Annotated in this window: 9 protein-coding genes; 1 reads left to right on the top strand and 8 read right to left on the bottom strand. The window is 64.5% G+C overall.

The features are described from left to right. Nucleotides 1-613 (top strand): tellurite resistance/C4-dicarboxylate transporter family protein (locus RHOFW104R8_RS11695; protein WP_201030310.1); only part of this gene is annotated, 613 nt, incomplete at its 5' end. Here the strand turns inward: RHOFW104R8_RS11695 and RHOFW104R8_RS11690 are convergent. The 8 genes from RHOFW104R8_RS11690 to RHOFW104R8_RS11655 all read right to left on the bottom strand — a co-directional run bounded on the left by RHOFW104R8_RS11690 (nt 576) and on the right by RHOFW104R8_RS11655 (nt 11,740). Next, nucleotides 576-1,901: a nitrate/nitrite transporter gene (locus RHOFW104R8_RS11690; RefSeq protein ID WP_068091839.1), complete on the bottom strand. Its 1,326-nt coding sequence runs from the start codon at nt 1,899-1,901 to the stop codon at nt 576-578. The two genes, RHOFW104R8_RS11695 and RHOFW104R8_RS11690, sit on opposite strands and share 38 nt — an antisense overlap. Nucleotides 1,902-1,990: 89 nt before the next feature. Then, entirely contained in the window at nt 1,991-2,902 is a 912-nt protein-coding gene (locus RHOFW104R8_RS11685; RefSeq protein WP_068091841.1) for a peptidylprolyl isomerase, read from the bottom strand. 2 nt (nt 2,903-2,904) lie between these two features. Beyond that, nucleotides 2,905-3,609, bottom strand: a complete 705-nt coding sequence (gene narI / locus RHOFW104R8_RS11680; protein WP_068091843.1) for a respiratory nitrate reductase subunit gamma — start codon at nt 3,607-3,609, stop codon at nt 2,905-2,907. Then, entirely contained in the window at nt 3,606-4,289 is a 684-nt protein-coding gene (gene narJ / locus RHOFW104R8_RS11675) for a nitrate reductase molybdenum cofactor assembly chaperone (protein ID WP_068091845.1), read from the bottom strand. The genes narI and narJ overlap by 4 nt, the downstream gene beginning before the upstream one ends. Then, nucleotides 4,286-5,830 carry a nitrate reductase subunit beta gene (gene narH / locus RHOFW104R8_RS11670; protein WP_068091848.1) on the bottom strand — a complete coding sequence of 515 codons (1,545 nt, stop codon included), beginning with the start codon at nt 5,828-5,830 and terminating at the stop codon, nt 4,286-4,288. Before narH ends, narJ begins: the two co-directional genes overlap by 4 nt. Beyond that, nucleotides 5,830-9,573: a nitrate reductase subunit alpha gene (locus RHOFW104R8_RS11665; RefSeq protein WP_068091853.1), complete on the bottom strand. Its 3,744-nt coding sequence runs from the start codon at nt 9,571-9,573 to the stop codon at nt 5,830-5,832. The genes narH and RHOFW104R8_RS11665 overlap by 1 nt, the downstream gene beginning before the upstream one ends. A 61-nt stretch (nt 9,574-9,634) precedes the next feature. Then, a complete protein-coding gene (locus RHOFW104R8_RS11660; RefSeq protein ID WP_068091856.1) occupies nt 9,635-11,035 on the bottom strand; it encodes a NarK family nitrate/nitrite MFS transporter in 1,401 nt (466 codons plus the stop codon). 351 nt (nt 11,036-11,386) lie between these two features. Next, nucleotides 11,387-11,740 (bottom strand): hypothetical protein, encoded by a 354-nt coding sequence (locus RHOFW104R8_RS11655; RefSeq protein ID WP_068091859.1) that lies wholly within the window; start codon nt 11,738-11,740, stop codon nt 11,387-11,389. Nucleotides 11,741-11,777 lie beyond the last annotated feature (37 nt).

Below are 11,777 nucleotides of genomic sequence, written 5' to 3'. Positions count from 1 at the left end.
GGTGGTGGCGACCCAGTCGATTGCCGTGCTCAGTGCATTGCTGGCCGCGCATGCGGATCAACCGTTCAAGCTGGAGCTGAATTTCTTCGCGCTGTCGATGTGGCTGTGGGGCGGCATGCTCTACATCTGGATGATGTCGCTGATCTTCTACCGCTACACCTTCTTCCCGTTCCATCCCAGCGACCTGTCGCCGCCGTACTGGATCAACATGGGCGCGATGGCCATCTCCACCCTGGCCGGTTCGCTGCTCAGCATCAACGCGGTGGACGCGCCCTTCCTGCTTTCGCTGCGCCCTTTCATCAAGGGCTTCACGATTTTCTATTGGGCCACCGGCACCTGGTGGATTCCCATGCTGGTCGTGCTTGGCGTCTGGCGCTACATATACAAGCGCTTCCCGTTGCGCTATGACCCGCTCTACTGGGGCGCGGTGTTCCCGCTGGGCATGTATGCCACCAGCACGTTCGAGATGGCCAACGCCATGGGCTTCGGCTTCCTCGGCTTGCTACCGAATCTGTTTTTCGGCATCGCGCTGGTGGCATGGGCCGGAACATTCGTCGGCCTGCTGCATCGCCTGATCAAGCTTGTCGCGGGGAGGTCTGCGTGGCCACCATGATCTCCGGCAAGTCCGTCTCGCTGCCGATCTGCGGGAAGTGGCGGCGTTCCATCCGGCGAATCGCGAAGTGCATCCACGCGAGCGAGACGGACACCAGCAGGAACAGCAACATGAAGCAGCTGGTCCACACCCCCATCAAGTCGTTCAACGCACCGAAGGTGATCGGCAGGATGAAGCCGCCCAGCCCGCCGATCATGCCGACCACGCCGCCCACCGAACCAACGTGGTTCGGGTAATAGACCGGGATGTGCTTGTACACGGCGGCCTTGCCCAGCGACATGAAAAAGCCCAGCACGAACATCAGCACCGTGAATGGCACCACACCGATCGCCAGATGCAGGATGATGTCGCCCTCGATGCCTTTCACCACGTATTGCGTATCCGGATAGGCCAGCAGGAAAGTGCAGACGGCGGAGACGCCAAACGTCCAGTACATCACCCGGCGTGCACCAATGCGATCGGACAGCACGCCACCGACGATACGGAACAGGCTCGCCGGGATCGAATAGCAGGCTGCCAGGATGCCCGCCGTCTTCACGTCCAGCTTGTAGACGCCGGTAAGAAAATGCGGCAGCCACAAGGCAAGCGCCACGAACCCGCCAAACACGAAGAAATAATAGAGGGCAAACCGCCACACCTGCAGGTTGCGCAGCGGCTTCATCTGCTCGCGGAACGACATCGGCTTGATCCCGGACTTGCGCCGCTCCGCCAGCGAGGGATCCTCCTCACTGAGCAGGTAGAACAGCATCGCCGCCACCGCCAGGCCGACCGCCCATACACGACCGACCATCGCCCAGCCGGCAGCGACCATGACGATCGGCGCGAGCAGCTTGGTCACCGCGGACCCGACGTTGCCCGCACCGAATACGCCCAGCGCCGTGCCTTGCCGGCTGGCCGGAAACCACTTGGACACATACGCGACGCCTACCGAGAACGAGCCGCCGGCGATACCGACGAACAGCGCGGCAACGAGGAACTGAGCATAGGTATGCGCATAGGTAAGCATCCAGGTGGCGGCGGCGGCGCAGAGCATCACCGCGGCGAGCACGCGGCGACCACCGTATTGGTCCGCCCAGATACCGAGAAACAGGCGGATCAGCGAGCCGGTCAGGATGGGCGTGGCAATCAGCAGGCCGAACTGGGTTTCGTTGAGTCCCAGCTGCTGCTTGATCTGGATGCCGATGATGGAAAAGATCGTCCACACCGCAAAACAGACGGTGAAGGCGATGGTGCTCAGCCACATGGCCCGCTGCTGGCGAGCGGGCGAAATGGTATTCGGTTCCTGCATGATGCTGATTCCGTTGAGGGGAGGGGCGCCAAGGCACCGCCACGCGTCGGTGGCCATCGTTCTCGCAAGGCGCGAAAGGGGAAAGGCGTTCAGTCGGGGGCGAGTGCTTCGATCTCCTGCAAACCGCGCACCTCGTAGCGCTCCTGCAGACAGAGCAGGTAATGCTGCAGTTCGCGCTGGCGCACCTGCAGTTCCAGGTAGTCGGATATCTGTGCGTGCACCTCTTCGAATTCCAGCGCCTCGCCCGGCGCCACGGCGTCGATGCTGACCACGTGGTAGCCCCAGCGCGACTCCACCGGGAACGCTGCCAGGCCCTCGCGCAAACGGAAGATCTGGCGGTCGAATTCCGGCGTGGTCTGGCCGCGCTGCAACCAGCCAAGGTCGCCGCCCTGCTCTTTCGACGGGCAATCGGAATGGCGCATGGCGAAATCGGCGAACAGCACCGGGTTGGCCTTCAGCTCGCCGACCAGCCGCTCGCCCGAGGCGCTGGCACGGATCCGGCCATGGACATCGTCGGCCGCCGCACCGAGCAGGATATGCCGGACACGGATGCGGTCGGGCGCGCGGAAGCGTTCCCGGTTCTGCAGGTAATAGCGCCGGCAATCGTCCTCGCTGGGCACGCGATCCTCGATCTCGCGTTCCAGCAGCACGCGGATGCTGGCTTCTTCCAAGGTTTCATGACTGTCGGCCGCCACCTGACCGTCCAGGCCCAGCCGCCGCACCTCCCGGCGCAACAATTCGCGTACCACCAGCGCGCGGGCGGCGCCGGCCCGCGAATGCTCGGGCGTGAGCGCGCGGTGGTGCTGCATCTCCTGCGCAATCGCCGTTTCGCTGATCGGCGTGTCGCCGACGAACAGGTAGCACGGGGCGGGTTGCCCCAGCGTGCGCGGCCCCTCGCCCTTGGCGTCGTGCCGGTGGTCATGCGCCTCTTCCAGCACCGGTTTGGCCGAGTCGATGATGGTCAGCGGGATGCGCCGTACGTCGGGATTCGACCTGGTCATGTTCACGCCCTCGGCCCGTAGCGCAATGCCGCCTGGCGCTTGCGTACCACCTGGTATGGCCGCCACAGGTAACTGACCGGGATGCTCCATACGTGCACCAGCCGCGTGAACGGCGCCACCAGGAACAGCGTCATGCCGAGGAAGATGTGCGCCTTGTAGACCCAGTGCACGCCCATCACGTAGCTGGCGGCACCCCAGCGGAAGGTCACGATGTGCTGCGCCCACTCGGCCAGCGCGATCATCACGCTGCCGTCCATGTGGTGGGTGGAAATCACGATGGTGTACAGGCCTAGCAGCAGTTGCAGGAACAGCGCGACCAGGATCAGCGTGTCGCCGAGTGTGCCGGTGGCGCGCACGCGCGGATTGGTCAGCCGGCGCACCAGCAGGATGCCGATGCCGACCAGGCACATCAGGCCGAACACGCCACCCACCACCATCGCCAGCAACTGTTTTTGCGGCGCGGTGATGAAGGCCTCGTAGACCGCATGCGGCGTCAGCAGGCCGACCAGGTGGCCGCCCAGCACCACCAGGATGCCGATATGGAACAGGTTGCTGCCGACGCGCATGCCGCGGCTGGAAAGCAGCTGGCTGGAACCGGTGCGCCAGGTGTACATGGCCCGGTCGAAGCGCGCCCAGCTGCCGATGAGGAACACCGCCACCGCGATGTACGGATACAGCTGGAAGGCGAATTGGTCCAGATAGTTCATGGCTGCACCTGCGAAGTAGCGGCGGAAGGGGTAGGCCGGCGAGTCGCCGGCGCGCAATTCACGTCGGGCGCCTCGGCGCCGAAGCGGACCATCTCCTCCTCCCACAACCGGTCCATCACGTCGGGAGTGTCGTCGCGCGGTTCCTCGCTGGCGCGGCGGCGCAATGCCTCCAGATCGACCTTGCCATCGGCCAGCTCCAGCAGCAGCTCGAACAACACCCGATAGGGGCTGTTCCGCTCGCCGGCGCGCGCGGCGAGCATGCCGACGATGTGGCTGACGTGGCCGAGCCAGTCGTGTACCTCGTCGTGCGGGCACTGGGACAGGAACTCGAGCAACAGCGGCAGGTAGTCGGGCAATTCCTTCGCCGCCAACTCGAAGCCCTGCTTGCGGTAGGCCTCGATCAGATCGACCATCGCCTGGCCACGGTCACGCGACTCGCCATGGATATGCTCGAACAGCAACAGGCTCATCGAGCGACCGCGGTCGAAGGTCTGCAGCCAGCTGTCCTGGGCGGTGAGCGGATCGGTATCAAGCAGGCCCTGCACGAACGCGATCAGAGCGGCCCGACATTCGCTCGACAGCGCCGGATCGGCGGCGGCTTCAAGCAGTTCGACGCGGTGCTGCCACAGCTCGTCTTGCGGATAATCCAGCAGCACGCCGACCAGTTTCAGCAGGCTCATGGGGTCACCTCGTGTTTTTCCTGGCGGTTCGGGTGCACCGCGTAGGTGGTGGTCTTGCGCTGGCCGAACAGATCGGCCGGGCTGTCGCCGCTGCAGCCGTTGCCGAACGTGAAGCCGCAACCGCCACGCTCGCCGAAGGCGTCGTCCGCATACTCCCGATGGGCCGTGGGGATGACGAAGCGATCCTCGTAGTTGGCGATCGCGAGATACCGGTACATCTCCTCGGCCTGGGCCACGCTGAGGCCGGCCTGCCTGAGCACGGCCAGGTCCTCGACGCCGTCGACGTTGCGCGCGCGACGCCAGGCGCGCATCGCCATCATCCGTTCGAGCGCGCGCACCACGGGGGCCTCGTCGCCAGCGGTGAGCATGTTGGCCAGGTAGCGCACCGGGATGCGCAGCGAGGCCACATCCGGCAGCTCGCCGTTCATGCCCACGCGGCCGCGCTCGGCGGCGGACTGGATCGGCGACAGTGGCGGCACGTACCACACCATGGGCAGCGTGCGGTATTCCGGATGCAACGGCAGCGCCAGCCTCCAGTCGATCGCCATCTTGTACACCGGCGAGGCCTTGGCCGCCTCCAGCCAGCTGTCGGTAATGCCCTCCTTGCGCGCAGCCTCGATCACCTGCGGATCGAACGGGTCGAGGAAGATGTCCAGGTGCGCCTGGTACAGGTCCTTCTCCGCCGGTACCGACGCCGCTTCCTGGATGCGGTCGGCGTCGTACAGCATCACGCCGAGATAGCGGATGCGGCCCACGCAGGTTTCCGCGCACACGGTCGGCTCGCCCATCTCGATGCGCGGGTAGCAGAAGATGCATTTCTCCGACTTGCCGCTCTTCCAGTTGTAGTAGATCTTCTTGTACGGACAGGCTGACACGCACATGCGCCAGCCGCGGCACTTGTCCTGGTCGATCAGCACGATGCCGTCCTCCTCGCGCTTGTAGATCGCGCCCGACGGACACGCCGATACGCAGGCCGGATTGAGGCAGTGCTCGCACAGGCGCGGCAGGTACATCATGAAAGTCTTTTCGAACGCGCCGTAGATCTCCTTCTGGATCGCATCGAAATTGCGGTCCTTGGCGCGCTTGGCGAACTCGGTGCCGAGGATTTCCTCCCAGTTCGGGCCCCATTCGATCTTCTGCATGCGCTGGCCGGTAATCAGCGAGCGCGGGCGCGCCGTGGGTTGATGCTGGCATTCGGGCGCCTCGTGCAGATGTTGGTAATCGAAATCGAACGGTTCGTAGTAGTCGTCGATCTGCGGCAGGTCGGGATTGGCGAAGATCTTCGACAGCAGCCGCCAGCGCCCGCCGGCGCGCGGCACCAGCTTGCCGGCGCGGGTACGCACCCAGCCGCCGTTCCACTTGTCCTGGTTCTCCCACTCCTTCGGATAGCCGATGCCGGGCTTGGTCTCGACGTTGTTGAACCAGGCGTACTCGACGCCCTCGCGCGACGTCCACACGTTCTTGCAGGTGATCGAGCAGGTGTGGCAACCGATGCACTTGTCCAGGTTGAGCACCATGGCGATCTGGGCACGGACTTTCATCACACCACCTCCTTAGCGATGGCCGGCACGGCCTCGCCATCCAGCCAGTCGACCTTGCCCATCTTGCGTACGATCACGAACTCGTCCCGGTTGGTGCCGCAGGTGCCGTAGTAGTTGAAGCCGTAGGCCAGTTGCGCGTAGCCACCGATCATGTGGGTCGGCTTGAGCACCACGCGGGTGACCGAGTTGTGGATCCCGCCGCGGGTGCCGGTGATTTCGGAGCCGGGCACGTTGATGATGCGTTCCTGGGCGTGGTACATCATCGCCATGCCCGGCATCACCCGCTGGCTGACCACGGCACGCGCGGCAATCGCGCCGTTGACGTTGAACAGCTCGATCCAGTCGTTGTCCTCGATGCCCGCCTCGCGGGCGTCATCCTCGCTGAGCCACACGATCGGTCCGCCGCGCGACAGCGTCTGCATCAGCAGGTTGTCGCTGTAGGTGCTGTGGATGCCCCACTTCTGGTGCGGCGTGATCCAGTTCAGCAGGATCTCGCGGTTGCCGTTGCTGCGCTTGTTGTGCAGCGGCTCGACCGTCTTGGTATCCACCGGCGGGCGGTAGCTCATGAAGCCCTCGCCGAACGCGATCATCCATTCGTGATCCTGGTAGAACTGCTGGCGACCGGTGAGCGTGCGCCACGGGATCAATTCGTGGACGTTGGTGTAGCAGGCGTTGTAGCTGACGTGCTCGTCTTCCAGCCCCGACCAGATCGGCGAGGAGATGATCTTGCGCGGCTGCGCCTGGATGTCGCGAAAGCGGATCGCTTCGTGTTCCTTGCCGACGGCGAGGTGGGTGTGCTCACGGCCGGTGAATGTGCCCAGCGACTCCCACGCCTTGACCGCCACGTGGCCATTGGTCTCCGGTGCCAGGTGCAGCACCACTTCGCAGGCGTCGATCGCGCTGTCGATCCGCGGCCGCCCGTGGCTGATCCCTTCCTCGGTCACCGTGTGGTTGAGCTGGCTGAGGAAGTCGACCTCGTCGCGGGTATCCCAGTTCATGCCCTTGCCGCCATTGCCGAACTTGTCGAGCAACGGCCCGAGCGAGGTGAACTTCTTGTACAGGTTCGGGTAATCGCGCTCGACCACCGCGATCGACGGCATCGTCTTGCCCGGAATCGGCTCGCACTCGCCTTTCTTCCAGTCCTGTACGCCGAAGGGCATGGCCAGTTCGTTCGGCGTGTCATGCAGGATCGGGGTGAGCACCACGTCCTGCTCCACGCCGAGCACGCCTGGCGCCATCGCGCTCACCGTCCGCGCCACTTCCTTGAATATGTCCCAGTCGCTGCGCGACTCCCATGCCGGATCCACCGCCTTGGACAGCGGGTGGATGAACGGATGCATGTCCGAGGTGTTGAGGTCGTTTTTCTCGTACCAGGTCGCCGTCGGCAACACGATGTCGGAGTACAGCGCCGTGGTGCACATGCGGAAGTCCAGCGTCACCAGCAGGTCGAGCTTGCCCTCGGGGATCTCGTCGTGCCACTGCACCTCTTCCGGCTTGACCGCGCCACGCTCGCCCAGATCCTTGCCCTGCACGCCATGGCGCGTGCCCAGCAGGTGCCGCAGCATGTATTCATGGCCCTTGCCGGAGGAGCCGAGCAGGTTCGAGCGCCAGATGAACATGACCCGCGGGAAGTTCTGCGGTACGTCGGGGTCGGCATAGGCGAAATCCAGCGTGCCCTGCTTCAGCTGCTCGACCACGTATTCCGCCGGTTTCTGCCCTGCCCGTTCGGCCGCGTGCGCGATCTCCAGCGGATTGCGGTCGAGCTGCGGCGCACTGGGCAGCCAGCCCATGCGGATGGCCTGCAGGTTGAAGTCGGCCTGGCTGCCGGTGTACTTGGCCGGATCGGCCAGTGGCGACAGGATCTCCTTCATCTCCAGCTTCTCGTAGCGCCACTGGTCGGACATGAAGTAGAAGAACGAGGTGCCGTTCATCTGCCGCGGCGGGCGGCTCCAGTCCAGTCCGAACGCCAGCGGCTGCCAGCCGGTCTGCGGGCGCAGTTTCTCCTGGCCCACGTAATGCGCCCAGCCGCCGCCGGTCTGGCCGATGCAACCGCACATGATCAGCATGTTGATCAGGCCGCGGTAATTCATGTCGTTGTGGAACCAGTGGTTCATGCCGGCGCCGACGATGATCATGCTGCGGCCGCGGGTCTTGGCCGCCGTGCTGGCGAATTCACGGGCGATCTCGATCACCTCGGCGCGCGGCACGCCGGTGATCTTTTCCTGCCATGCCGGGGTACCCGGCAGGTCGTCGTCGAAGCTGGCGGCGACGTTGCCGCCGCCGAAGCCACGATCCACGCCGTACTGCGCCAGCAGCAGGTCGTATACGGTCGCGACTTCCCATTGCCTGCCGTCGGCCAGTTGCAGGCGGCGCACGGGAATGTTGCGTTCGAGAATGTCGTCGAACTTGGAGGCGGTCCAGCGATCACGCTCGATGCCGCCGAAGTACGGGAAGCTCACCGCCTCGATGCCCTCGTTGAAATCGGCCAGGCTCAAGCGCAAGCGCGTCGGCAGCCCGGTGCTGTCCTTTTCCTCGATGTTCCATTTGCCCTGCTCACCCCAGCGAAAGCCGATCGAGCCGTTCGGCACGGTGACCTGCCCGGTGCGCTCGTCCCAGGCCAACGTCTTCCATTCGGGGTTGTTGGTCTCTCCCAGCCCGCCGAGGTCGCTGGCGCGCAGGAAGCGGCCCGGCACCAGCCGGCCGTCGGCCCGTCGCTCCAGTTGCACCAGCAGCGGCATGTCGGTGTATTGGCGGCAATAGTCGGTGAAGTAGTCGACGGTCCGCTCGACGTGGAATTCCTTCATGATCACATGGCCGAACGCGAACGCCAGCGCGGCGTCGGTGCCCTGCTTGGGATGCAGCCAGTGGTCGGTCAGCTTGGCGACCTCGGCATAGTCGGGCGTGATCGCCACCGTCTTGGTGCCGTTGTAGCGGGCCTCGGTGAAGAAGTGCGCGTCGGGCGTGCGCGTCTGCGGCACGTTGGAGCCCCACGCGATGATGTAGCGGCTGTTGTACCAGTCGGCCGATTCGGGCACGTCGGTCTGCTCGCCCCACACCTGCGGCGATGCCGGCGGCAGGTCGCAGTACCAGTCGTAGAACGACAGGCAGGCGCCGCCCAGCAGCGAGAGATAACGCGCGCCGGAAGCGTAGGAGATCATCGACATCGCCGGGATCGGCGAGAAACCGACCACGCGATCCGGACCATGTTTCTTCACGGTGTACAGGTTGGAGGCGGCAATGATCTCGTTGGCCTCGTCCCAGCGCACGCGCACGAAACCGCCCATGCCGCGCTTGGTCTTGTACGACTTCGCCTTGACCGGGTCGCCGACGATGCTTGCCCATGCCTCGACCGGGCTCATCGTCTTGCGCGCCTCCCGCCACAGGCGCAGCAGGGCGCCGCGCACCAGCGGGTACTTCAGCCGGTTCGCGCTGTACAGGTACCACGAGTAGCTGGCGCCGCGCGGGCAGCCGCGCGGCTCGTGGTTGGGCAGGTCCGGCCGCGTGCGCGGGTAGTCGGTCTGCTGGGTTTCCCACGTCACCAGGCCGTTCTTGACGTAGATCTTCCAACTGCACGAACCGGTGCAGTTCACGCCGTGGGTGGAGCGCACGATCTTGTCGTACTGCCAACGCGAGCGATAGCCATTTTCCCAGCTGCGGTCCTCCGTGCGGGTGGTGCCGTGGCCGTCCGAGAACGTCTCCGTACTGCGCTTGAAGAACTGCAACCGGTCAAGGAAGTAACTCATGAAAAACCCTCTTGGCAGTCAATGGCATCGTCGTGTCGGGCAGGTTGTCCCATCGCCACGCTCAGCACGGCACTTCGGCGCCGCGACGGGCGTACCACCACCAGGTCACGGCCAGGCAGCTGACGTAGAAGACGATGAATCCGTACAGCGCCATCTCGGGGCCGCCGGTCAGCGCAATGGAAGAGCCGTAGCTCTTGGGAATGAAGAAGCCGCCGTAGGCGCCGATCGCGGAGCTGAAGCCGATCACCGCCGCCGATTCGATCCCGGCCTGGCGCATTGCCGCGGCCTTGCCGGCGGCGTCGGCATGGGCCGCTTCGCGTTCGCGCATGGTGCGGAAGATCACCGGGATCATGCGGAAGGTGGAGGCATTGCCGATGCCGGTCAGCACGAACAAGGCCATGAAGCAGGCCAGGAAACCGTGGAAGTTGCCGCCCGCGCCATGGCTCGGCAGGAAGTGCAATACGCCGAACACGCCGGCCACCATCAAGGCGAACACCCAGAAGGTCAGCTTGGCGCCGCCCACCTTGTCGGCCAGCCAGCCGCCGACCGAACGCATCAGCGCGCCCACCAGCGGCCCCATGAACGCATAGGCCATCGGGTTGACGTCCGGAAACTGGGTCTTGATCAGCATCGGGAAGCCGGCGGAAAAGCCGATGAAGGAGCCGAACGTGCCGATGTACAGCCAGCACATCAGCCAGTTGTGCTTGCGCTTGAAGATCAGCGCCTGTTCGGCGAACGACGAACGCATCGCGGCCAGGTCGTTCATGCCGAACCACGCGGCGAACGTGCACAGCAGGATGAACGGAATCCAGATGAAGCCCGCGTTCTGCAGGAACAGCACGCGGCCATCGGCCGATGGTTGCCCCACGCCGGCCAGCGGGCCGAACACGGTGAAGGCAATCACCAGCGGGATCACGAATTGCGCTGCCGAAACGCCCAGATTGCCCAGGCCCGCGTTCATGCCCAGCGCATATCCCTGCTTCGCCTTCGGGTAGAAGAACGAGATGTTCGACATCGATGAGGCGAAGTTGCCGCCGCCGAAGCCACACAGAATCGCAATGGCGACGAAGTGCCAATACGGTGTCGCCGTGTCCTGTACCGCGACACCCAGCCAGACGGTGGGTATCAGCAGCGAGGCAGTGGCCAGGGCGGTCCAACGACGGCCGCCGAACAGTGGCACCACGAACGAGTAGAAGATGCGCAACGTTGCGCCGGCCAGCGACGGCAGCGCGGTCAGCCAGAACAGCTGATCGGTGGTGAAGGTGAAACCCACTATCGGCAGGCATACCGCCACGGCGGAGAAAAGCATCCAGATCGCGAACGCCAGCAGCAGCGCCGGGATGGAGATGGCAAGGTTGCGATTGGCGACACGGTTGCCCGAGGTCGCCCAGAATGCGGCATCCTCGGGATGCCATTCCTTGATGACGGTACCCGCGCCTGGGCGGGATGAAGCGACGGACATGTTCACGGCTCGATCCTGTCGAATGGATGTTCTCCAGCCGGGAACGGTGAAGCACATTCCCGGCGTGGCCACTACTCCAGCCAGCGCAGCCTAGGCGAGTCATCCACTCCGGCTATTGACCGCGGTCAATCGTGCAAATCACGACCAATTCGGTCCAGATTTCACGACTTCCACATTGCCGTGACATCGAACTCCCCAAAACCGTTGCCACAACTGCATTTGAGCCGTGGGCATCCGTCGACGCTCGCTTCGCAACAGGGAATATGGTGAAGTGCGGGTGCGTCCTCGTGCCGCAGCGGCTCGGCTTTCGAAACGGGTCTGGACGTGCATACCGCCAGATGACATGCACGCTCAGTGTCGACGGGCCTCTACGCCACGCTGCCGTACGCTGTCGCGGATATCCACCTCGAAGATCAGCTGCAGTACCACGCCGGCTGCCACCGGCAGGGTGAAATCCAGACCCTCTCGACACGGCAGGCGCTGCACGTAGGCCTCCACGGATGCCGCAGGTAGCGTGAATTTCCAGGCATCGCCCTCCCTGTCCACGCCCACTTCTGGCGTAGGAGCAAGTTCCAGCTGGAAGCGAAACGTACCGCCTCCCGGCAACACCGTCGTACTCGCCAGGGGTCGACCGCTACGCAAGTGCTGCAATTCATCCTCGCCAATTCGCAAGCGCCACTTCTGGCTGCCTATTTGCCATTTCATGCCGCCACTCCCCGCCACTCTTCAGGCGTGTTGCAAT

Source organism: Rhodanobacter sp. FW104-R8, from assembly GCF_001617365.1.
In the GTDB taxonomy this organism is placed as follows: Bacteria; Pseudomonadota; Gammaproteobacteria; order Xanthomonadales; family Rhodanobacteraceae; genus Rhodanobacter.
Note: the sequence above shows the minus strand (reverse complement) of the source record. Positions and strands in the feature narration are given on the sequence as shown.